Genomic DNA, 24032 nt, shown 5'->3' with positions numbered 1-24032 from the left:
GATCAGACCGTTTCTGTCTACAGTTACGATCTTTGTGTTAGTGGAAGCCCAGGATTTGACAGAGTCTCCGTTTGCCATGCTTACTCTGACCATTCTGGTTGCCTGTTTTCTCTGCAGAGTGATGGCGGTTGTATTCAGTTTAATGGTTGCTTTGAGTTTGCTTCCATGGTATCTGGTCTGTGTGTGTTTGCAGTATACGCAGTATCCGACCTGCTTCTCCGGCTGGAATACCGTTGCTTTTGAAACAGTCTTCCATACATATTTCGGTGTATGTTTCAGTTTCGGAATTGTTTCTGTCTTTGTCGCACCGCAGACTGTACAGGTATAAGTCTTCACGCCTGTTGCTGTATAAGTTGCTTTCTTTGTCACTACACCTTTGTCATAGGTATGTTTATCTGTCTTTGCAATCTCCTCTGTCTTGGTTGCTCCGCAGACCGTACAGGTGTAGAGCTTTTCTCCTGCTTCTTTGCAGGTCGGCTCTTTGGTTACTTTACCTTCGTCGAAGGTATGTGCTGCATATCCGTTTTTCTTTGTGTTGTCTGTGATGTCGCATTTGCTCCACTGGTAAGTGCATTCATGCCAGTGTGCATTTTCATCGAATGTCCATTCACTGCTCCATACATGGTCATGTTCCTTTGTGTAGTCATCAGTGTAATGGAATACGATTGTATCGCCATCTTCCAGATACTGCTCATTTACTGCAAGTTCCGGATGGCTGCCATTCAGAGTGTACATCCATCCACTGTTTGTGCCATTGTCTTTCTCAGCAAGTTTAGTTCCATCTGCTTTTGTAATAGATGAAATATAGTTTCCTTTTGCATTTTCGAAAGTATATTCATTCTCTGTCAGGACTTTTGTAACTACATCCAGTACGGTTGCATTTCCACCTACTTCATATTCGGAATCTGCGATCCATGTTTCCAGATTATCCGCATGAAGGGTGTGATATGTTTTGTCAGTATCACTGTCATGTTTCTGGTCACCAAGCAGCATAAAGTTCACTTTGATGTCCTGTGCGTCTTTCTTAAGGACCTTGACGACAATCTGGGTGGATGCTCCACTGTAGGAAAGTGTCAGAGTCTGCTCTCCGTGTCCGTCTTTGTTGTATCCGTCAATGGTAAGTTCTGATACTGCAACATCCCTCGTGGTTCCATCGCTCATCTGTGCCTTGACCGTCATTCCTGTCAGGTCAAGGTCTTCGCCCTGATTGAATTCTGTGCGGTAGTCACCGGAAATCTCCAGTTTCTCTGCATAAAGCTTGACACCGTCTGTGTTCGCAAGTTTCGCTGCATCTGCACCAAGCGGGTCATCGGTACGGTTGTGCTGTGCTTTCCAGTTGCATCCGACTACTGCCGGGCAGTCATCGGTGTTCTTTTCTGTACTGAAATAAGTTGCTCCACTCGCTGTCTCGTGTGTTGTGCAGTTTGTATCTACATACTGAACAAAACCGATACCTCTGTCTGCACCGCAGTCTTTTGCATAGTAGTTGTTTGAGATGTCGTCAAATTTGTTCAGGCTTTCATAAAATCCAATGATTCCACCAATATAAGAAGCATTTTCTGCTGTCGCCTGTACTTTACCTGTGAAGGAGTTGCCCTTCATGGTATATGGATTCCAGACCTGTACCTCATAGCTGTCACCGCCAAGGATACCGCCGACTTTGTCTGCACCGGTAACTGTGCCACCTACTTTACAGTTATTAATTGTAATTTTGATACCGTTTGGAGCTGTATTGTTTTCATAACCGCCGCCTGCGATTCCTCCGGCATGCTGTCCACTTGCCTCAACCGTTCCATTGAATTCACATCCACTGACTGCACAGTTGCCCATTGCATTGTCACGGGTTCCAATGATGCCACCGACATAATCCTTACCATAAACGGCTGCATGGCTTACGCAGTTCTCTAATTTTCCCTGCATACGGCCTGCAAAAGATCCGATCATTGTCTGATCTCTGTCATAACCGATCACAACGCCTTCTTCAACTGTACAGTTGCGAAGTGTTGCCACAAAACCGGCAGAGCAACCTGCATATCCATTTGTAGTGACATTTGCACCAAGGAAACCGGATTTCAGAGTGCTGGATCCTCTCTTTAATGTTACATTCTCAATAGTAATCGCGTTTCCAGAAAGTCCAACGCCTTCAAAATTATTTACCAGTCCATAACCTGCAATCTTTGTACCATAGATATTCAGATTGCGTACTTCTGCATTCTGCACATATCCCAAAAGTGGAAGTCCACCCTCCGGAATGGTTATCGTCTTGTTATTTCCATCCAGAATTCCACTGAATGCATTCAGGTTCTGACCTCTTTTAATATCGTTGCTGCCATCTTTGGTAACACCAATTGGTTTCCATCCAGCCGGAAGCGTAATGTCATTTTCCTGACGCAGGTAAGCATCTTTGAAAGGAATCCCTTCTGCTACCAGTTCCGCAACACTCTGACAATCCTCTGCTGTTTTAATCAAATAAGGATCTTCCTGCGTACCTGATCCAGAAAGTTTGTCTTTGATTAAATCTTTTACACTTTTAATCTCAATTTTAGCAATCTCGGAAGTTATACTGGATGTATATCCCTGCAGTGAATTAGTTACTACACAATAATAATATTTTATACCCGCTTCTTCTGTAGTTCCAGGAGTATATTCACTCTCAGTTGCACCTTCAATAGCTGTCCCATTTTCTGTATTTTCTGCATCATTTATATACCACTGATAAGAAACAGACCCTTTTCCTGATGCAGAAACAGCCAAGGGAATTATAATGTCCCCTACATTATAAGTTGCACCAACTGGCTGCTTATTTATAATAGGTGCTGATACTGATGCACTGGTTGCTTTAATAAAAACGTAAGCACCTACTATTTCGCCTTCACCTTCTGTATACATTTCTCCAGTGGAAGCCCATGAAGTATACTCCTTTCCTTTATAAGTATAAGTTACCTGACATCCATAGAACAAACCTGTATTATTTACTCTTTTTTTGTTAGTATATGGCGCATATTCATTACTTGTAGTAATTCCACATATACCCCAACTTTCTGGATCATATGCTTTTGTCGTATACATCCATTGATACGACCAGGATCCCCCTTCCACTGCTGATGTTGCTTCTACTTTCAGAGGTGTAGGAGTGTCTCCTATATTATAAATATAGCCTCTTTTCCATGCATATGGGTAGTCATTAGGAAGTTCATCTCCAAGCGTAGTAATCTTTGCCACCGGAGTCGGATCTTCATCAATCACAACACAGGTAGCATTTGTTGAAGTTACATTATTTTCTGTTCTATCTTTATTTGTAACTACACAATAATAATAGAAAGTACCTGTTTTATCTGAAGCCGGAGCATATACAGCCTTTGTTGCCCCCTGAATAAGAGTTCCACCTTCGTTGGAATCTGTACTGTTTACATACCATTGATAAGCTAATTCTCCATTGGCACTTGCTTTAAAAGAAATTTCTTCTGTCTTCTCATTTATAATATAGTCAGCTCGTTTTACTGGCTGTTCAATGATAACTGGTGTATCTTTTTTGGGAATCTTTTCTAGATTCACAGTATATGTGGTTGCAGTCATTCCGTCTTTACTAACCGTAATGCTGACTTCCATTTTGCCGTTTTCATCCCAGTTATACGGCAATTCATATGTCTCCCCACTGGTCACATCTGTTCCATTTATATTAACGACATAATTAGATTTATATGCTGTTGGTGTGATAGATATACTGTTTTTGGCATCATCTGCATAAACATGATAAGTTTTTATCTCTCTGTCAAATTCCTGATCTACCAGACCATCTATTGTTAAATCTTTTAATGTAGTATACTGATTTACATTAAACAGATATGCCTTATCCTGTGCGTCCGGACTTCCATCTTGATAATAAATACCCACATATCCATTTGGAAAATAGGCATTGCCCGTATCAACATTATCTTCTATCGTACTTGAATGTCCACTTCCATATTTTCCCCAAGAAGTTGTATACATTACTGAATAGTGCTTTACTCCATCGGCATAATTAACTGCTGCATACAAACTGGAAAGATAATCCGGCACCGTAACTGCATACTGATGTACATCTGCATCATAATCTGGTGTATATACAATCGGATCCTGTTCATTTGTATAATCCATATCTGACGCATAAAGGCGAATATTAGAGAACGGTGCTTTCCAGGCCTCCACCGTCACCTTCGCAACTGCCGGTACAAGGTTTACGCTGTCGGTTCCTGCGGTTGCCAGGTAGTAGGTTCCTGCCTGGTTAAATGTCACGTTACTGCCGTCAACGCTGTAAGCATCTGCTGCCAGTGGTTTATATTCGCTGTCATAAGCAGTCAGCCCTGCAGCGTCATAAGCAGCAAATACCGTATTGTAATTCTCATCATAAGATGCTTTTTCTACAGAAACTGTAACTGCTTTTCCCACTGTTGCCTGGTATTCTTTCTGAACGAATCTTGTATAGGAATCGCTCCATGCCGACTGGTCTTTGTAAACAAAAGCCGTCAGGTAATCGTCTGCTTTGACTTCATCAGAGAGATTGTTACAGGATCTGTCATTATCCCAGTATCCAAAATATCCGCTGGTATCTCCCCAGAGTTTTGTCAGGCTGAGTCCGTACTGGCTGTCTGCGCTGGCATATCCTGCTGCCGCACCGCCTTCGTAATATTCGTCATGTGCTGCGGACAGTGCCTCATCGTATGTCAGAATTCCGTCGCTGTTAAGGTCTTTAACGGTAACATCTCTCTGTGCCATGGCTGTACCATCTTTGGCATCTGCCAGAACACCAGCCACGCTGATCGTCATATGTACCGTTGCGTCTGCTGCCGGAGTGGCTGTTCCTGCTGCATCCGACTGAAAATCTTCCTCTACGGTCTCGTTTTTATCCGAAAATATATCTGCTTCGCCAGTTCCGCCTTCTGCTTCCTGCACAGCATCCTCAACTTCCGGTTCCTCCACATCCGCCTGTGATTCTTCTTCTGCATCCGCAAAATCTACGTCTGCTTCTGCTGTTTCCGCATCTGCTTCTGTCGTTTCCTGCTCGCTGTCAGTAAACTCAATATCAGCCGCAAAAATATTGGAAGGTACTGCTGTCACGGTCATCATCGCCGCCATGGAAATGGCTGATAACCGTCTGAAAAGTTCTTTTCTCTTCATCTTCTTCCTCCTTTTGAAATGATTTTGGCAACAAAAAGCAGAGCCTCATAATATCGATGAGTCTCTGCCCTATACAACGCGCTGGTACTGCCGACTTAAAATGGTTTCCGCGTAACCTTTCATACAGCAAATAGAAGTTCCGGAGTCGCACCGGATTGCCACAAACTGACCGGTTCTCCGGTCAGACCACGCCTGGTTATGTTGTTGACTGTATTGTAGCATTTTTGCATCCTTACGTCAATTTCTTCTGCCGGATTTTGTAATTTTTTACCATAAAAAGACAGACCGGTGAATTTACTGCAAATCCACGGTCTGTCTGTATTTTATTTAACAGTTACTTTGATCACATAAGATTTCTTTCCGGATCTTACTGTGATCTTCGCGGTTCCTTTCTTTCTGGCGGTGATCACACCTCTGGAAGAAACGACTGCCACGTTTTTGTTTGAAGAACTATAGGTGATCTTCTCCTGGGAAGTGAGTGGTGTCAGAACCGGTTTCAGGGTCAGTTTCGCTCCTCGTTTCATGGTCTGGGAAGAGCGAAGACCGGTGATCTTTTCGGTTCTGACTATGGACTTCTGCACTGTGACATTGATGTACGCTTTTTTTCCGCTTCTCAGTGTCACTGTGATTCTGGTTCTGCCTGCACGTTTTCCGGTAATCCTGCCTCTGGAATCTACCGTTGCAATATTCCGGTTGGAGGAAGTCCAGGAACGGATGGAATCTCCTCTCGCAAGCCCGCTGACTTTTACCAGGGCTGTCGTCTGTTTTACCCGTAATTTAATATTCGTAGTATTGAGACGGATCGTCGGGGTCAGCTTCCTTCCGACGGTTCTGGTCTGAACAGTTCCCTTTGTTCCTTTTCGCTGCTGTTTCTCCGGTGCAAATACCGTTGCTTTTGATACGGTTTTCCATGCCCCGAATTTCTCCGGCACAGGGGTCGGCTTTGGTGTCGCCGTTGGTGTGGGAGTTACCGTCGGTGTCGGTGTCGGTGTGGAAATCGTCTCTTTTCTCTGAATGGTCAGAGTGTATTCTGTTTTCTTTCCTGTCTTTGCTGTGACAACGATTTTTACCTGCGCTTCTTCTATCGAAGCATCACTGTCAAAGTAAGCATCAAGCCGGACTGCAGAACCACTTCCTGTCACCTTTCCTTTGTATATCACCTTACTGATGCCTTTTCCTGCTTCTATGGTCACTTCTGCAGACGGATCTGCCGGTTCTGCATAGATGCGCAGGAAAGAACTGCCCAGATAGGTGACGCGGTAGCTGGTTTTGTCTGCGCTAAATGCCGGTGTCAGTGCCAGCCATTTCGTACTGTCGGAATAAGTGTTGCTGGTGCTGGCGGTCAGGTTCGCAAGGTTTGTATTTCCCTGGTCTTTTGTCAGATGGAGCGTATAGGTTCTGCTCTTTCCTGCCAGAGTTGCCACGACCGTAACTTCCGCGCTTCCGGAGCTTACATCTGCGGTATATGTATTTCCGGCAGTTTTTCCATTGACCGTCAGGGTGCATCCTGCCGGGGTTTTGAAATTCAGTGTTACTTTTGAAGCATTTTCTGCGGTTCTTATGGTGTACTCTGTCACAGAACGCTGGAAAGCTTTGTCCCAGGTTACTTTTCCATTGTCTGCCTGTGCAGTCACACTGTCCAGATATGCACCGTTTGTCTCGACTGCCATCAGGTAGTTGGAGTCATTTTTGTAGTACAATGTTCCGTCTCTGTCAGCGCAGATCGTGCTGATGCAGTACTGCTGCTGATCACTTCCCGGACGGAACAGTTCTTCTGCTTTTCCGGAGGTCTGTCCCGGCTCGTCTGCCAGCATATAGAGTCCGCCCGGTCTGGCATTGTAGGTAAAATACAGGTAAACACGTCCGTCTGCCTGTCCGTCCCCGTTGAAATCCTGATTCTCGTATGCAGTAGAAAGAAGCGGCGCTGCCTGCGGATATCCCGGAATCGAAACTTCATATGCCAGGGAAAGTCCCGCAGCGGATTCATTCAAAACATCGAAATGATGTCCCGCATCGGCGTCAAACCGGTGGCTTTCCTGTCCGCAGACGCCGACATAGATTCTTCCTTTGTATACTACCGGGGCTGCTGTTGCCATGCCACCGAGGTTGTAACTGTCTGCTCTGCCAAAGGTTCCGTCCGTATTCATCGCCACACGGTAAAGGTAGCCGCCTTTTGTTGTAAAATAGACGTATCCGTTGTTATAAACTACGGTGGAACGGATGTCTCCGTTAAGTCCTGTCAGTTTGTCCAGAAGGAGACCTGTATGGGTGTTGACAGAATAGAGGATCGCCGTGCTGGTATAGTTTTTTTCTCCGGAACCATCATCGGAGCCGAATACGAGATAATCGCCGGACGCATAGGAGCCTGCCCAGTAAAAACCGCCTTTGTGGTTGTATTTCCAGGTACAGTACTTGGTCTCATCGCCTTTTGACGGATCCTCGTCGGTCACGGAAAGGCAGAAATAAGAGCCTGCCGTGGTCTCGGAATTCCAGGTTCCTGTGTAGATATATCCATCTTTGTATGTGATCGGAGAGAGGGTCTGACCACCCAGCGATTCACTGATCCAGACGGATCTGAGAGTGGAAGCACTGACTGCCTGAATCTGGCCGCCGCCGATCTGGGCGAACAGCATTCCCTCTGCATAGGTAAGCGGATTCAGCGCATAGATCATATTTCCGTTGAGCGGTTCACTGGTTGCTACGATATCTCCTGTATTTTTGTTGAGTTTGTAGATAAACTGTCCGGATGCCACATACAGATAGCCTCCCAGGATCAGCGGTGGTGTGACAGATGCCTCCTGGCCGACACCAATGCGCATCGCCCATTTCTGAACGGTCGAAGATGCATCGGTCGGTGTGGATGTGCCTGTAATTCCGTTATTGCTCTCGCTGTTCCGGAAATTAGTCCAGTCATTGTCGGTAATCTCCGGCTGGGTGGCATCCTGTTTCTTAAGTTCTACAGTGATCTCAGCCTGTTCTCCTGCCTTAAAGGTATTTCTCTGTGAAATATAGCCATAGTGGGAAACATTCCAGGTATACTCCTGGCCTTTGATCAGGGAAGCAAATGTGCTGGCAGAATCCTGTGACGGTTCCATGCGTTCTCCGTTTTTGTCGTAAACGCTGATGACTGCATCCTGCGGTGTCACCTGAAATGTCACAGAATCGCTGAGCTGTTTCTGAACGGTGACTTTGTAGCTTCCTGTAGAGGTATAGGTTTTTTCCTGACAGTCCGGATCCGCATAGGTTCCATCCTCTTTCATCTCAAAGGCGATCTCCGTCGAATCCCCGGTCAGAGGAATCTCGATCGGATCTCCTGATGAAATGCTCTGTCCGTTTATGGTGAGACCATACCAGTTTTCCCCGAAAGGTACTGCCCTGATCTTCACCTTGTCCGTTCCGGTCACAGACACTTCGTAATCTCTTGTCACTCCGGAGGTGTCAAAATCTGTGATCAGGTTTTTTGCCATGTCGGTATCGGTCGGCAGGTAGCATCTGATCGAAGAAAGGTCCAGTCTTCGAAGCACTACGAGTTTATAAGTTACGCTGTCGCTTTCGGTTCCTGCCTTGATGGTGTAGATGGCTCTTTTTCCATTGCCGGAAGCAAAAATATCCGAAAATGAATATCTCTGTCCGTCTGTGTATGCAGTGGCGGACATCTCTTTTGTTTCCTGTTTTCCTGACAGATTCCATGCGGAGAGTGTCACAGTGGATCCTTCCGGTGCGCCTTCTGCCAGGTTGGCACTGATCCAGAGTGCGGAAGAGTTATAGTTGGAACCATATTCTACGGTGTAGACTCTGCCGCCGAATTCTTCGTCCATGTCTTCTCTTCTGTCGAGTTTCAGAGCGTCTTTTACTCCGTTTCCGGTATAGACGTTTAAATCTGTCAGATATTCTTTCTGATCTTCGGTCTCATCTGTGATCTGCACTTCCGGTGCTTCGCTGTCATCGGAAATCAGATCATCGGCGCTGAAGTCATCGGAAGGTGCATCCGGATCCGGGGTTTCCGCAGTGTCCTGACCGTCCTGTGAACTGAAATCATCCGGCTGTTCCAGATCGACCTCTGCCGGAGCTTCCGGTTCAGACGGTGTTTCCGGCTCTGTCTGGTCTTCTTCCTGTGTTTCTTCTACGGAGATTTCCGAAGAAAAGTCAGCTTCTGCACTGAAATCTGCTCCATAGACCGGCGCGCTTCCTGCCAGAAGTGATGCACACAGAAGACCTGTCAGCCATTTTTTCATGATCGGCTTCATAAAATAAATTCCCTCCTTATCTTTGTTTCTGTCATATCATCGGATCACTCAGTTTTTGTTTCTTGTAATGTCGTCTGGCTCCGGCAAAGAATCCGAGATACAGAATTCCTGCCAGTGCGAACACCAGAAGTGTCCTTGTCAGAAGACGCATGTGCTTCCAGGTGTGGGAGATTTTTCCCACGGTGCCGGTGGCGCTTCCGGTCTGTTTCCCGCCGGTCGATGAACTGTCTCCCGTGCCGCCTTTCCCTCCGCCCTTTGGCGCAGAAGCTGTGGCTGCGGCTGCTTTTTGGGCTGTTTTGTCTGTTTTTGCGGTTTTGCTCTGTTTGTCTGAACTTCCGGTGTTTTTTGTGCTGTTGTCTCTGGAAGCGGTTTTCTCATGGACAGTCAGTTTCTTTTTGCCATTCTGCTCTGTATCCTCTCCGTCCTTCTGCGTTTTGGATTCGGAAGACGTTTCTTTTGCCTGGACTGTTTTGAGCTTATCCAGTGATCCTTCTCCGTTGTTCTGTCCTCCCGGAAGAACCGCTTCGGATTTGTTGCCTCCGTATCCCGGTCTCTGTGCGACATTTGTACCGTTACCGTTATTCTGCTGGGTCTGCCCCTTTTTCTTAATATCCGGGATCCGGATCACCAGACGGTCACTGATGTTTCCTGCTGTGTCTTTGACTACGATCACCAGGTCTTTCTGACCCTGGGTAAATCCGGTCAGTGTGATGGTATTGGTTCCGGCGGAAACTTCCTCGCCTGCCCCTTTGGTATCGGGTGTGGGGATTTTTGCTCCGGCTTCTCCTGCCTGGTAGTAACACATTCCTCTTTCGCTGGTCTTGTATACCACAGAGGCCTTATCTTCGGAAATCCTGCTGGCGCTGACTTTTTTGAGCACCGGAGCTGTTTTGTCCGTCAGGCTCAGGGTAAGATAATAATCTCTGGATGTCCCGTTCTGTGCGGTCACATGAACGCGGATCTTTGCTTCTTTTTCCTGAGAAGCAAAATAAATCTTCCAGTATGGATGTTTTTCTTTGTCCTGTGTACCTTTGATGGTCTCATCTTTCTGCACGGTCGAGGCTTTGATCCCGCTGAGCGCATAGACCTTTACTGTGGCACCGGAGGCAGATTCCAGCCAGAGGTTCAGGCTCTGCCGTTCTCCGTCGTAGGTGGCGCTGTATCGGTCATGGTCTTTTTTTAATGCCGGATCCAGCTTCAGGATTCCTTTGCCATAGGTGTCTGAGCTGGAAACATACAGATGCTTAAGCTCTGCATCATTACCGGTCAGGGAGATCCTGTACTGTGTTGTCTTTGTATCTGCTGTTATGGTTTCTGTTTTTGTCTCATAGCCGTCCTTTGAAACGGTGATCGTATACTTCTCACCTTTGTAAAGCGCATAGATCCCACGGGAGCCTTTGATCTCCTGTCCCAGTTCATTGCGGACGGCAACGGTGGCATCTGCCGGTTCTGTATGAACTGCCGCATGTACCTTTCTGGCTGCTGCCAAAGAAAGTTTCACCGCTTCTGTCATTCTGTTGCCGTTCTGATCCTGTACAAGCAGATAAATCTCGCAGGCGGCATCTGCCGGAACGTTTACGGACTGCTGATTGTCTCCGGTCTCAACCGGACGGGCAGTGCTTTCAAAATCAAATACCGGCTGCTGGCCTTCACGGACTGCCGAAATACAGACCTTGCCTTCCCCGTCTGCCTGATACAGAAGAACCACCTGATTGTCCGCTGTCCGGATGGCTCTGACTCCGGTAAGATGCAGCGCACATTCTTCCTGTGGCGGTGTCTCGGTCGGGGACGGAGCCTCAGTCGGCTCCGGACTTTCGGTCGGCTGTGGTACTTCGGTCGGGAGCGGGCTTTCGGTTGGCTGCGGTGCTTCCGTTGGCTGTGGTTCTTCCGTTGGCTGCGGCTCTTCTGTCGATTCGGGTTCCGGTGTTTCCAGAGGTTCCTGAGTCGGTACCACTTCTTCTGTATTTTCCTGATTTATATCATCGGAAAGTTCAGAAAATTCCGCGACCTGGCTGCCGGAAGTTTCCTCCGCCGCACCTGCCTCACAGACCGGCACTGTTCCTGCCAGAAGCACTGCCGAAAGTGTTCCCATTACAAATCTTTTGTTCATTTACCAGTCCCCCCATGTCTCGCCATTTGTTCCGGCTCCTACGTCTGCACCTGAGTACAGAGAGAAACGGATCCGGATCTCATCTCCGTCTGCCGGAAAATATGCCGACATTCCGACATTCATATATTCTCCGTTGACAAAATACAGCCATCCGGAATCCATTGTAAAGTCAAACTCACCGAGCCAGTTGGCATCGTGTCCTGACAGCTGACAGTTGACCGCTTCAAGATGCGCCATCAGATCATCCGGAATCGCCGCACCTGCTGTGATCCCGCCACGTCCGATCGCCTTGAGGTAAAAGCCTCCTGTCACATCTCCGTCATTTCTCCAGTCCAGTCCACTGTTCTGTAACAGTCTCAGTACCACGGAAGAAAGCTGTTCTCCCTGATAAAAGTCAACAGAAGTCGAGGGAAGGATTGTTCCAAGTCCTACGCTTCCGGCCTCAATGCTGATGCTGACGGAGCCTGCCGATTCTGCACCGCCTTCCTCGCCTTTGTAGATGGTAAACGTCGGCAGTGTGGTACTCCAGCCTTCTGTATCGGTTGCCTTGATATCTATGGTATTCGCATCTTCTTCCAGATCCAGACGGTACGCGAGCACGCCCTGAGAAGGCTCGCCGCTGACCGAAAGTCTCTGTCCGTTGCCATAAACTTCAAGAGAAGTAGAGCCAAGGCTGTTTCCATACCAGTCTTTCGCCTGTACATAAAAGGTACGATAAGCGGCGTTGACAGTCTCTCCGTCTGTCAGATCTGTCGCGATCGTCGGATAACGGTCTTCGTCCTCATCCTCTGACGGCGGCTGCGGAGTCGGGGTGACAGGTACTTCCGCACCTTCCTGGTTCCGGTTGTCATCTCTCTCCGGTTCGCCCTCGTCGGATTCATCGGAATCCTCCTGGTCACCGTCATACTGAATCGTATTTTCCTCTACATCGCTCTGTATGCCGTCATCTCCCGAAGAGGTTTCCGGTGTCTCCGTTACATCTGGTTCCTGCTGGCTCTGTTCATTCTGGTTCTGTTCGCTCTCTCCGTCTGTCAGGTCTGCTTCCTCAGTCTCCCCGGCTTCTTCCGTCTCGGAATCTTCCTGCTGTTCTTCTTCATCGAGAAGCTGTGCCTGTTCTCCCTGGGCTTCGTCCCCGTTCTGTGAATTTTCCTGCTGCCCGGCATAAGCATAACCGGTTCCCAGATAGCCTTTGAAGGAGCTTCCGGCACTGATCCCCTGTATCGGATTTTCCTGTATTTCTCTGTGATAGTTTCCAAGTCCGGCAAAAAGAACTCCTGCGAAGATCAAAAGGCAGGCAAGTCCCCAGAGTGCCGGGATGATCCTGGAAAATCTTTTTTTATTTTTTTTACTGTTTCTTTTCATGCTTACCCTTTAATACAGCCTTTCGATATACTTCATGATCCATTTCTCATACCAGCCTGTCGCTGCCTTAAGTTCTTTCTGCATGGTTCTGATGCAGGCTGCGGTTTCCCGGCGTTCTTCTCCTGATACCGGATGCGGACTGAATGCCGCCCGCTGTCCGATCACGGATATCTTTTGATACGTCTCTCTTGTCTTCTGTGAATAAAGTTTCGGTCCATGGCGGTAGAGAAGTTCTGCATATCCTGCCATGGCACGGACTACACTTCGGTCGTCTCCGCTCTGGAATCTGCGCTTTCGGATCTGTCCTGCCCGGAATCTCAGGATCCAGACTGTCAGAATAAAGATCAGACAGAATATGTCAAATACCGACAGAAGCAGGATCAGGAATTTCTCGATCCCGAACAGTGCCAGTCTGAGACTCCAGTGTGTCTGGATATTTTCTTCCATCGGCGGTTCTTCCTCTGTCTCAGGAATTGCTGCCGCCTTTGCGCCCTGCGCCTCCAGGCCTGTCTTCAGATCTGCTTCTTTCATGACGTTGTAATATTCCGGTGTCATTTCAACCGGAACCCAGCCGAGACCGTCAATGTAGATCTCTGTCCATGCGTGGCCGTTTTTGCCCGGAATCTCTATGGTGTCCCCGGATTTTTTGTCTCTGACATCTTCCGGTGTGACAAGATAACCTTCTACATAACGGGACGGGATTCCATAGTAGCGGAACATCAGTGCCGCCGCAGATGCATAATGGACACTGTGTCCGATCTTTGTGTCTGTCAGAAAGTGTTCCACAAAGTCTCCATCCTTCGTATCCGGATCTGAAGCTGTGCTGTAGGTCATGTTTTTTTCGAGGTATGCGCGGATCCTTGTGATCGCGGTATAGTAATCGGTGTGTCCCTGCTCACGGTTTCCTCCGTCTCCCAGTTCTGCCCGGAAAAGAGTTTCCAGAGAAGCCGGGAGATCTGTGTCCTGACTGTATACAAAGGTATTATAGTAGCTTTCCGCATCCCGGTAATCGGTTCCCTCGCCTGATGCAAGGGTCTGGTAAACTCTCGCGCCCAGCGCCGTGAAATTTCCGACCAGGTTTCTGTCGGTCCGGAGTGTATAGGCTCTCTGTCCAAACAGTCCTTTTGCTCCCAGAGTGCTGTCGGTAAGCGGGGTTTCCCCGTCATATCCCTCCGGGATCTCTGCCAGTTCATAAGGTGTATAGAGGTATCTGCTGTCTGCCTTCTGATTCTCAACCGTCAGTGCAGATATCTTCCCTGAAAGCGTATCATCTCCGACCAGATTTCCGCCCTGCGCCAGCTGTGTTTCTGCATAAAATCCACCCTGATGCAGCCAGTAAAAAAGATTTTTCTGTTTATAGGCATCCCCGGTGGAAATACTTTTCCATTCAGAGCCGTTATAGGTGCTTCCCACAAATCCGCGCAGATACAGAGAATCCGGATTTTCCATCGTCACGCGCAGTGCGGTATCGTCCGAAGCCGTCCAGGCTGCACATTCTTTGAGCCTGCCGTTCGGGAGTGAATTGATCTCACCTTTCTTATAGCGCAGATTCTCTATGCCGGTGTGAACTTCTTCTTTTGCCTTTGCCACGATCTCCATGGAAGAATAGTCTGCTTCCGGAAGTATCTGTGCAGCCAGAAGTCCTGCCACAAGCATCACGCCCAGTGCCAGAATGCCGCCCTCCCAGAAAGCCCGGGAGCTTTGCGCCCTCCCATCTGACTTCGTGGAATGTGTCAGAATAAAGTTCAGTTTCAGAAGAAGTCCCAGATAAAAAAGGAAACAGACCTTATGATCCGGTACGCCCTCTGTAAGAAGAAGGAGCGCCGGGTACAGAGCCGCACAGAGCAGGGTAAGGATACACCATCTGTACTTCAGAATGATGAGTCCCAGAACCGCCGCCATTATTCCGGGGACGATCAGAAACATTATCCGGGAGCTGTTTCCCGAGGTAATTGCTGTCGTGTCATACCGGTTCAGGTAGATTCCCGCTCTGCTGCCAAGGATATCTGCCGCGTCATTCCAGTAGAGTGCAGCTCCGTCCAGGATATTTCTGCGGAACAGCAGAAGCAGGAGCACAGCGGCCAGTGTGCTTCCGCACCGGACTGCCAGTCCCGTTTTGGGAATTCTGGCTGTGACAAGTGCCAGCAGAGTGACCACAAAAACGCTTAAAAGAACCGACACTCTGTACACCTGCTCCGAAAAAAGCTCCAGGAACAGGATCAGCCCAAAGCCTTCCACAAGCCAGATCAGCGCAGTCTGCAGAAGGATACCTGACAGTTGTTTTCTGTATTCTCTTTTTGGGTGCTGTCCGGATTCTGTGATCCATATCTCCATGTTATGTGTTCTCCTCCGTTGTCCGGGCTGCCGGTTCCGCAGCCTATGACTGTTACCTGTCCTTTTTGTCTCAAGGTCTCCGCTTCTCTGTCATCCGGATCCCCGGTTATGTAAATATAGTTTGCAAAGCTCTGTGTGCCGGAGTTCTCAAGATAGCCCTGTACAGCCATTCGTTTTTGTCCGCTGCTGCGAAGAAAAAGATACAGGACGTTTTCGTAATCCTCCCGTATCCGGACTTTCTGTATCCGGAACCTGCCTGTCTGATGGTCGTAGATTCCTGCCTGGCAGGGAATCTTCTTATCTATAAAGTCCAGAAGAACTGAGGCAAAAACTTCTGCCACAGTCTCTGCCCTTCCCGGGTCTTTGTGTTCCTGCCAGCTTTCGGCCAGGATCAGAACGGTATCATCGACCGGGTAGCTTTTTTCCCGAATCATAATGTCATCCAGCTTGCCCGTAAGCTTCCAGTGGATCTGACGGATGGAATCTCCCGGCTGATATTCGCGGATATCGTAGGTCTCGCCCGGATCATCTCCCGGACGGCTGCCGGAATAGCGAAAACTTTCCATATCAAAGCCCTCTCTGGTAAGGAAAGAAAAATCCTGCCTGTGTTCCCCCGGCATCACTACGGTACAGCCGCTCACTTCTGCCACACGTTTCACAGCCGCCACACCAAAGAAATCTCTGCATTTCCACTGTGAAAATCCAAACTCAATACAGCCGCACCAGTTACTCTTCGCCTGAAATCCCACAGTTCCGGTTTCTCTGGTCCCGAGGGAAAACGGAAGCGGGATCTCTCCCTTCTCTCCGGTAAACTGATTCTGCCAGTGCAGTGTACAGCTTCCGGATACCGGCCATATGGAATTGTTCTGCATCTTAAGGTTTCCATTAAAACATTCTGTCCTCTGGGCCGCTCTTGGAAGTTTCAGTTTCCATTCCATCTTTTTTCCGCAGAACAGAGCTGTGACTGCTGAAAAGACAAGAAGAATGCCCGAGATCATAAGAAGTACGACAAAGATCCAGGAACCGGTATATACGGTAGCTCCTGCCATCAGAACGATCCACAGAAACCACATGATCCTGCTTTTCATCATCCTTCTACCTTCGGCTGCGGTACTTCTGCAAGAATCTCATCAAGGATCTCACGGGCGGATTTTTCCTGATATCTTGCCCTTGAATCCAGGACCATACGGTGAGCTGCCACGTCTTTGAATACCGTCTGTACGTCCTTCGGTATTACATAGTCTCTTGCGCTCATGTAGGCTGCCGCTTTTGCCATACGGCACAATGCCAGCGTTCCACGGGGACTTAAGCCGAGGACGATCATTTCATGTTCTCTGGTCGCTTCCGCGAGTTTTGCTATATAATCCAGGACTTCGTCTGCCACATACACATCCTGCACTTCGCTCTGAAGTTTCAGGACTTCTTCTCTGGTGATGACAGTCCGCGCAAGTTCCAGCGGATTGACTTTCTGACGGTCGCGGAGAAGCTCTACCAGGCTCTGGTGATCCGGGTATCCCATGCTGAGACTGACCATAAAACGGTCAAGCTGGGATTCCGGTAACATCTGAGTACCGGAAGAACCAACCGGGTTCTCTGTCGCAAGAACCACAAACGGCTGCGGCACTTCATGGGTCTCTCCGTCCACGGTCACTCTTCCCTCTTCCATTACTTCCAGAAGTGCAGCCTGCGTCTTGCTGGAAGTACGGTTGATCTCATCTGCAAGAAGAAGGTTGCACATTACCGCACCCGGACGGTACATGAACTGGCCGGTCTGTTTCTCATACATGGTAAATCCGGTGACATCAGACGGAACAACATCCGGGGTAAACTGGATACGGTTAAATTCCATTCCCATCAGGCGGCTCAGGGCAAGCGCTGTCGTTGTCTTTCCGACACCCGGCACGTCTTCCAGAAGAATGTGGCCTCTGGCCAGCACTGCCATGATGATCTTGTCTGTAACTGCTTTTTTTCCTTTGATGATCGTCTCGAGTTCCTTCTGGAGCTGTGTTATTTTTTCCGGCAATGTCTTTTCCTCCGTTTATCTGTGATCTGTCATGTTGTAGAAACTGTTTTCTTTGTTCTGGCAGCGCTCATATGCCACCATCGCACAGAATGCCTGGTCCGTCGCCATCGGATCGCTGTCTCCGTCCTCTGTGTGGGAGAAGCTTCCGTCTTTCTGGTAATAGGTCATAAGAGTATCGTAGAGTCCCTTTCCGTCTTTCTGGAAACGCTCATCTTCATTGCAGTCAATGCCATAGGTACTCAGGGCAATGATCGTCTGGGAAACGGACTCGGAGCTCTTGTCTCCATAGGCGGTATAACCTCCGTCTGCATCCTGTGCATCTACCAGGAACTCTACGCCTCTGTCTATGGTGTCTTTTACGCTTTCTTCTTCCTGATACGGTTCCAGACACTGCAGCGTCATGGCCGTCAGATCCACATCTCCCTCTGTGGCATTGTCATCCAGAGAAAAACCGCCATCGGATTTTTCCTGTTCCAGAATATAGTCGAGATATTTCTTCTGAACCTCACCGTCTTTATTCGCCTGCGGATCCTGCGCATTCAGGGCAAGAAGGGCAAAAACAGCTCCGTTCAGTCCCTGAGAGACAACGGTCTCATAATCTTCCAGCGGCTTCTGGATATCATAGCCGCCGATCTCTGACGGATCTTCCCCGATCGCACAAAGTGCCAGTACTGCACGGGAATATTCTGTATATTTGTTTTCGCTTAAGATACCGTCCTGCTCTTTCAGTTTCTTTTCCAGATTTGCACGGTATTTCTCGAAGTAATTGTCCTCTGCCTTTTCACCGGAACGCGCCAGTGCGATCACTGTCCACTCACCGCCCAGGGAATCTGATGCGGGAGACGTCACTGTCTTCTGTTCATATTCTGCGGTTTTTGCAAGTGCCTTCTCCAGATCCGGTGTACTGCTGCCGCCGCATCCTGTCATCATTCCTGCTGTTGTCAGCAGTACCAGAAATGTAAGTCCTCTTTGTTTTAATCTGTTCATACTCTGCCCTCTCGTATTCTGTGCCAGCAGAGAAGAACCTCCTCTCTGCGTGAACATTCGATCGTCCAGCTTCTCTCTTTGGTAAGTGGAAGCAGGTTCTGTAGTTTCTGCCAGGGAATGGTACCTTTTCCAAGCCCCAGATGTGCATCCCGGTCACCGCAGTTATCATGGACATGAACATGCGTGACGTAAGGTGCAAGTTCTTCTGCCCAGGTGAGAACCGGAATTTCTGAATAACAGTGCGCATGCCCGATATCCAGACACAGATGGAAGTCCGGATGATCTACTTTCCTGTATACATCCAGAAGAAGTTCCCAGTCCTCGTCCAGAACGTTCTCCATCACGATTTCCAGTCCTTCTCTGTGTTCCAGAAACTCGCAGAAAAACCGGCTTACCTGATCTGCCCATCCTTCCCTGAAATAAACGCAGGGGATCATTCCGGAATGGTAAATGATCTTTCTGGCTCCAAGTTCCTTCCCCGCCTGATAGCACTGTGCAAACCGGGTCATCGTTACTTCACGGATCAGGCTGTCAAACGCAGCCGGGTTCAGATCCAGGAAAGGCCCGTGAAGTGTCAGCGGCGGATTCCCAAATGTATTTAATTTTTTCCTGTATATCTGTATCGTCTCTTCCAGATGATCCAGATTGTCGGAGATGGAAAAATCAATGCTCTCCACTCCCATTCCTGTTTCCCGGATCAGTTCTTTCATTTCCTCATCCGGAAGCAGATGACTGATATTGATCACTTTCTGCCTCTTTTCAGGGCTCCACCAGCCCGTATTTTTTCTTGATGCGTTCCAGTTTCTCAAGCATCGGACGACTTAAGAACCACAGAAAAATCACTGTTGAGATGGCATGTACCAGATCGACCGGTGCTCCTGAAATATAAAAAGCCAGAAGACTTGCCCAGGTAACCTGTCCATATGACATCAACGCACTTGCCGGATTCATGATTCCACCATAAATCAGAAACACGCTCAAAAATCCATAAATACAGAGATCCCGCTTCCGTGCTTTGAGAATTCCTTTCTGAAAAAGGATTCCCGCAAGAAAACCGATCATGCCAAATGCAAACATCTGCCACGGAGTCCACGGTCCCTGTCCCATGAACATGTTGGAAAGCATCATGATCAGACACCCGACCAGAAAACCTGCTTCCCCTCCAAAGGAAATACCGCTCAAAATCACGATCGCCGCAACCGGTTTGAAACTCGGCACCATAAAAAATGCCGCTCTTCCTGCCACTCCGATCGCCGCCAGGACTGCGATCACCATGATCTCACGCGCCTTCGGCTTTCTTCCCTCAAACATCATAAAAAAGGGAAGCATCGCCGCAACGATCACGATCAGACTGCAGACCAGATATTTTCGTCCGTGGAAAACCCTGACTGACAGATACAGAAGTAACGGTACGACCAGGAGCATCACACCCAGCGCAAACCATGTCCGCCTGCTGACTCTGCCTTCCTTCGTCATCTGCCGGATGATCAGTCCGTCTGTGGGAAGTCTGTATTCTTCTGGTTCCTCTGGCTGCTCTTCCTTCGTATCTGCTGCATGCTCCGGATGCCGGTCCTCCCAGAATTCTTCCATAAATGTATCTAATTGCTGTTCCGTAAGCATGTGATCACATCCTTTCCGGTGACAGCATCCGGAAAGAGCTGCCTTGCCATACGGTTTGCCGCTGTTGTATAGAAGTTATTTCCTGCAAAAAATTCCCTTGTATTCTGGCTTGTCACAACATTTCCCTCAAAGAACAGACCCACGCGGTCTGCATACTCTGCGACAAATTCCACATCATGGGAAATCATAAAGATCGTCAGTCCATGCTGTTTCAGTTTATTCAGAATTCTGCCGATTTCTTCCTTGTATTCTGCGTCCATGCCCTTGGTGGGTTCATCCATCAGGAGGATCCTCGGACGCAGGAGAAGTACTTTGGCAAGAGCAAGTCTCTGCTGTTCTCCGCCGCTTAAGTCATAGGGATGTCGGTCCAGAAGCCCTTCAAGCCGTGTCAGGCTTACTATTCCCTCGATGGCTTTTTCCTTCTTCATGTGAACCTGATATTCCGGAGAAAGCTTCTCTTTCTTTCCACCAATGACGGAATAAAGATCTTCCAGTACTGTTTTTTTGAGAAAAATACTCTGTGGATTCTGTGGCATCACACCAAGACAGCCACAGTATAATTCTCTGTCCTTATAGGTACGGATATCACGGCCCTCCAGACGGATCCTGCCACGGTAAGGCTGGCGCACCCGGCTTAAGAGTGACAATGTCGTACTCTTGCCGGTTCCGTTGCCGCCCACCAGTGCATAAAATTCGCCTTTTCCTACCTGAAGTGACAGATCCCGCACAACGTCCGGGCTGTCCTTCTCATACCGGAACCAGACATCCTTCATTTCTATTGCCGGTTCTCTGCCGGAAGATGGCTGCTGTTCTTTCTGCTGTGCTGTCTTCTCGGCCAGGAACCGGTCGTTTGCTTTTTGCTGAAGTTCCCTTGAAATTCCTTTTGTATGAAAGTATTCCGCCAGCCACTGCCGTCCCTCGCTGACGGTCAGGGGACAGGCCGCACTGCTGTCGGTCTCTCCGTAGATCTGCATGGGAACCGGCATGGACAAAAACATCCCGTGCTTCTGCTCCCGCAGTTTCTGACCGATCTCTGACGGTCTTCCCTCCAGAAAAACGGTTCCCTTATCCAGTACAAACACTTTGTCCGCATAAGGAATGATATCCTGCAGACGGTGTTCTGTAATGATCACAGTTGTTCCGATGTCGCGGTTGATCTTTTTGACCGTTTCCAGAAAGTCTGATGCCGCGATCGGGTCAAGCTGAGAAGTCGGCTCATCCAGAATCAGAAGCGACGGATGCATTGCCATGATCGCCGCCAGGTTCAGAAGCTGCTTCTGTCCTCCGGAGAGTTCCTCCACACCCTTGTAGAACCACTGATGAATTCCAAAATAGCTCGCCATCTCCGCAACCCGGAGCCGGATTGTTTCGTTGTCATATCCAAGGCTCTCCAGCCCAAAAGCCAGTTCATGCCAGACTTTGTCTGTTACGATCTGATTATCCGGATTCTGCATGACAAAACCGATCTCCTGACTCTGCGTCCTGTGATCGACTTCTGCAAGTTTCTCTCCCTTGAACAGAACGGTTCCGCTCGAAACTCCATGAGGCATAAGTACGCTCTTGAAATGACGGAGCAGAGTGCTTTTGCCACAGCCGCTCCTTCCACAGATCACATTCAGGGTTCCCTCCTGAATCTCCATATTTACCTGATCGAGCACCTTACTGGAACAATCCGGGTATGCAAAACAAAAGTCATGTATCTCTACTATATTCATAAGATTTTTCCTTCCTGTTCCAGTTCTTCATAAATCTGACGGTAAGTCATTCCGATATCGGTTCCTGTTTTTTTCCTGCTCTGTTTCAGTTTCCGGCTCTCGTAGAGTTCCAGCATCACCGGAAGGAAACAGAAAATCCCGAAACAGAGATAAGTTGCTCCGGCAAGCCATGGCGTAACGCTTACCGGTGCTGTACTGCCCTGCACGGTAAAGCCGGCCAGTACGATCCTCGGATCATATACCGCATAGGCAGCTCCACTGGCACAGCCTGCTGTAAATACAGCAAAAAGGCCTGCCATGAGGGTTCCAAGGCAACAGTCTCTCTTTGTAAAGCGATAGACGGAAAACGCCGTTCTTCCCCGCAGTCCATAGCCACGGCTTCGCATGGAATCCGAAGTCTCGATCGCATTTTCCAGCGACCAGGTCACAAGGATCGAAAGCATCTGAAGGCCATATTTTATCCTGTCCAGAAGTCTTCCCTCTGAAACATCTCGCCCCATTGCCTTCTGTCCGTTCCGGATAACTCCAAGCTGATTCAAAAAACGCGGCACAAACCGAAGTGCCATCGAAAGCACGAGTGAAAGTGCCGGTATGATCCGTCCGAAAAGGTAAACAAATTTGTCCGTTGTCATGACCTGATTGTAACAGCTGAACCACTGGATCACGACAAACATGACGGCACCAAGCACAACGCCGTATACCAGAGCCTCCAGTGTGATCCAGTTTCCGCTGCTCTCAACATAATAAAGCATTGTTACACCATAATGATTGAACATCGGATTCAGAAGTGCCACGACCAGAAGCCCCGGCAGGGTCAAAAGCAGACTCTGCCTGAGTGTCCTGCGCCAGCCATTCAGCAGCGCGGCATAAAAGACAGCCCCGGCATAAGATATGCCCAGGAATACCGGATGCTGATTAAACATGGTAAATAAAAGCACCACTCCGAAATAAAAAAAGTTCAGCAGGGGGTGGCACCGGGAAAAACTGTCACTTTCCATCTTCTGCATACTGATCTCCTACATCGGAGCCAAGATTGCAGGTGTATCTCCATTCAATCTTATCTCCGTCCTCAAGCCTGTAGCTGGAACAGCCATAATTCGGATACTTGCCGTTTACGCTGTACATCCAGCCGGAGTTTTTGCCACAGTCAAACTCATAAAGCTGGTTGATTCCCTCAACATAATAGCTCTTGTACAGTGGTGTATAACGGGATGCCATATGGATTCCCTGCTCTCCGCAGATCTGCTTCAGAATGTCAAAAACGGTTTCGCCGCTCTTAAATGATACCTGCGTTTCCTTAAGGATCCATCCGTCCTGCGGAACAAATTCCTTCTTGGTCTCCTTAAGATCCTCCATATGGTCAAGAATCGTGGAACATTCTATCGAGATCGTGCAGTTTCCGCCTTTTGATGAAGCGCCGCCTCCACAGCCCGATAACAGAAAGCTGCACAGAAACAGCACCATACAGACTGCTGCTGTAACTCTGGTTCTACTTTTTACAAAGAACATCTTATTATCCTTCCATTTCTTTCCGTTCCTATCCATCAAGTTCCTCTAAAAGTTCTGCATATTCTGTAGTAAAGCCGAATTCCTGTGCATATTCGTCTACTTTGCTGCCCTTCTGGCAGACGATCGTGCAGCTTCTGTTGATGATCCATGGTCCGATCTCATCCGGATCATGCAGGATCTCGATCCGCTCCAGTCTGCTGCAGCCGTGGAACGCCCACCGGCCGATCTCTCTGACACTCTCCGGGACATATACCGTTCTTAAATTCTTGCAACGGAAAAAGGCACTGTCTCCGATCACCCGAAGGTTCGAAGGAAGTGTCAGCTCCTCTATTCCGCAGAAATAAAATGCTTCTTCTCCGATCTCCCGGACAGAATCCGGCAGTGCAATGCTATGAAGTTCCTTGCAGCGGTAAAAAGCTCTCTTCTCAATCTGCTGTGTATGTGGCGGAAGACAGACTTCCTCCAGATTCAGGCAGGAATCAAAAATTCCCTCCGGGATCACCCTGCATCTGCTCCCGGAAGAAAATTCCACTCTTTTCAGTTTGCTGCACTCCCGGTAACACTGTGCACCGATCTTCTCAAGACTGTCCGGCAGTACTGCTGCCCTCAGACGCCGGTTCCCTGCGAATGCTCTTTTTTTGATCTCTATCAGTGTATCCGGAAATCTGACCTGTTTCTGAAACTGGCATCCCTCAAATGCCTGCTTGCCGATCACGCGACAGGCAGCGGGAAGCGATACACTGTGTACCTTGCCATTATTAAGGAAGCATTTGTCCCCTATGTATCTGTACTGATCCGGAATCTCCCCCGGTGCGCCTACTCTCCTGTTTCGCTCATTCTGTATCGTGTATACCCGTGCATCATACCTCAGCTGATTCCAGCCTTTTTCCGCATTTTGTCTTTCCATGGTTTCTCCGCTCTTTCCTTTTCTCTTTAAGACAACAAAAACAGAGCCCCATAATTGCCAT

14 protein-coding genes are annotated in these 24032 nt (G+C 48.5%); all 14 read right to left on the bottom strand.

Annotated features, from left to right (window positions below; translation table 11 throughout):
• On the bottom strand, positions 1–5157 hold a 5157-nt coding region (locus WMO75_RS02710), incomplete at its 3' end, for a DUF4430 domain-containing protein (RefSeq protein ID WP_349077561.1).
• Positions 5158–5480: 323 nt separating this feature from the next.
• Positions 5481–9404: an Ig-like domain-containing protein gene (locus WMO75_RS02705; RefSeq protein ID WP_349077560.1), complete on the bottom strand. Its 3924-nt coding sequence runs from the start codon at positions 9402–9404 to the stop codon at positions 5481–5483.
• Between the two features lie 31 nt (positions 9405–9435).
• Positions 9436–11514: a hypothetical protein gene (locus WMO75_RS02700; RefSeq protein WP_349077559.1), complete on the bottom strand. Its 2079-nt coding sequence runs from the start codon at positions 11512–11514 to the stop codon at positions 9436–9438.
• Positions 11515–12876, bottom strand: coding sequence for a DUF4430 domain-containing protein (locus WMO75_RS02695; RefSeq protein ID WP_349077557.1), 1362 nt, complete (start codon positions 12874–12876; stop codon positions 11515–11517).
• Between the two features lie 9 nt (positions 12877–12885).
• Positions 12886–15210: a transglutaminase TgpA family protein gene (locus WMO75_RS02690; RefSeq protein ID WP_349077556.1), complete on the bottom strand. Its 2325-nt coding sequence runs from the start codon at positions 15208–15210 to the stop codon at positions 12886–12888.
• Positions 15123–16301 (bottom strand): DUF58 domain-containing protein, encoded by a 1179-nt coding sequence (locus WMO75_RS02685; protein ID WP_349077555.1) that lies wholly within the window; start codon positions 16299–16301, stop codon positions 15123–15125. Before WMO75_RS02685 ends, WMO75_RS02690 begins: the two co-directional genes overlap by 88 nt.
• The gene (locus WMO75_RS02680; protein ID WP_022214657.1) at positions 16298–17233 is read right to left on the bottom strand and encodes an AAA family ATPase; all 936 of its coding nucleotides are present in this window, start codon (positions 17231–17233) and stop codon (positions 16298–16300) included. Before WMO75_RS02680 ends, WMO75_RS02685 begins: the two co-directional genes overlap by 4 nt.
• 15 nt (positions 17234–17248) lie before the next feature.
• Positions 17249–18220: a prenyltransferase/squalene oxidase repeat-containing protein gene (locus WMO75_RS02675; RefSeq protein ID WP_349077554.1), complete on the bottom strand. Its 972-nt coding sequence runs from the start codon at positions 18218–18220 to the stop codon at positions 17249–17251.
• On the bottom strand, positions 18217–18966 hold the full coding sequence (locus WMO75_RS02670) for a sugar phosphate isomerase/epimerase family protein (protein WP_296054211.1): 750 nt from the start codon (positions 18964–18966) through the stop codon (positions 18217–18219). Before WMO75_RS02670 ends, WMO75_RS02675 begins: the two co-directional genes overlap by 4 nt.
• Before the next feature lie 13 nt (positions 18967–18979).
• Positions 18980–19840: an ECF transporter S component gene (locus WMO75_RS02665; RefSeq protein ID WP_022214654.1), complete on the bottom strand. Its 861-nt coding sequence runs from the start codon at positions 19838–19840 to the stop codon at positions 18980–18982.
• Complete coding sequence (locus WMO75_RS02660; RefSeq protein ID WP_296054213.1) at positions 19819–21555, bottom strand: ABC transporter ATP-binding protein; 1737 nt, start codon at positions 21553–21555, stop codon at positions 19819–19821. The genes WMO75_RS02665 and WMO75_RS02660 overlap by 22 nt, the downstream gene beginning before the upstream one ends.
• Positions 21552–22562: an energy-coupling factor transporter transmembrane component T gene (locus WMO75_RS02655; protein ID WP_291579501.1), complete on the bottom strand. Its 1011-nt coding sequence runs from the start codon at positions 22560–22562 to the stop codon at positions 21552–21554. The genes WMO75_RS02660 and WMO75_RS02655 overlap by 4 nt, the downstream gene beginning before the upstream one ends.
• Positions 22543–23100, bottom strand: coding sequence for a DUF4430 domain-containing protein (locus WMO75_RS02650; protein WP_349077551.1), 558 nt, complete (start codon positions 23098–23100; stop codon positions 22543–22545). The genes WMO75_RS02655 and WMO75_RS02650 overlap by 20 nt, the downstream gene beginning before the upstream one ends.
• Entirely contained in the window at positions 23093–23971 is an 879-nt protein-coding gene (locus WMO75_RS02645) for a leucine-rich repeat domain-containing protein (protein WP_118698140.1), read from the bottom strand. The genes WMO75_RS02650 and WMO75_RS02645 overlap by 8 nt, the downstream gene beginning before the upstream one ends.
• Positions 23972–24032: the final 61 nt, after the last annotated feature.

Origin of the sequence: Blautia intestinihominis (assembly GCF_040096655.1) — a bacterium.
Classification (GTDB): Bacteria; Bacillota; Clostridia; order Lachnospirales; family Lachnospiraceae; genus Blautia_A; species Blautia_A intestinihominis.
This window is presented reverse-complemented; position numbering and strand designations above follow the sequence as displayed.

Excerpts from the sequence above, each read along its gene's own strand:
- WMO75_RS02705 (WP_349077560.1), bottom strand. The coding sequence starts at position 9,404 with ATGAAGCCGATCATGAAAAAATGGCTGACAGGTCTTCTGTGTGCATCA.
- WMO75_RS02675 (WP_349077554.1), bottom strand. The coding sequence starts at position 18,220 with ATGAACAGATTAAAACAAAGAGGACTTACATTTCTGGTACTGCTGACA.
- WMO75_RS02685 (WP_349077555.1), bottom strand. The coding sequence starts at position 16,301 with ATGATGAAAAGCAGGATCATGTGGTTTCTGTGGATCGTTCTGATGGCA.
- WMO75_RS02700 (WP_349077559.1), bottom strand. The coding sequence starts at position 11,514 with ATGAACAAAAGATTTGTAATGGGAACACTTTCGGCAGTGCTTCTGGCA.
- WMO75_RS02690 (WP_349077556.1), bottom strand. The coding sequence starts at position 15,210 with ATGGAGATATGGATCACAGAATCCGGACAGCACCCAAAAAGAGAATAC.
- WMO75_RS02695 (WP_349077557.1), bottom strand. The coding sequence starts at position 12,876 with ATGAAAAGAAACAGTAAAAAAAATAAAAAAAGATTTTCCAGGATCATC.
- WMO75_RS02650 (WP_349077551.1), bottom strand. The coding sequence starts at position 23,100 with ATGGATAGGAACGGAAAGAAATGGAAGGATAATAAGATGTTCTTTGTA.
- WMO75_RS02645 (WP_118698140.1), bottom strand. The coding sequence starts at position 23,971 with ATGGAAAGACAAAATGCGGAAAAAGGCTGGAATCAGCTGAGGTATGAT.
- WMO75_RS02660 (WP_296054213.1), bottom strand. The coding sequence starts at position 21,555 with ATGAATATAGTAGAGATACATGACTTTTGTTTTGCATACCCGGATTGT.
- WMO75_RS02655 (WP_291579501.1), bottom strand. The coding sequence starts at position 22,562 with ATGCAGAAGATGGAAAGTGACAGTTTTTCCCGGTGCCACCCCCTGCTG.
- WMO75_RS02665 (WP_022214654.1), bottom strand. The coding sequence starts at position 19,840 with ATGCTTACGGAACAGCAATTAGATACATTTATGGAAGAATTCTGGGAG.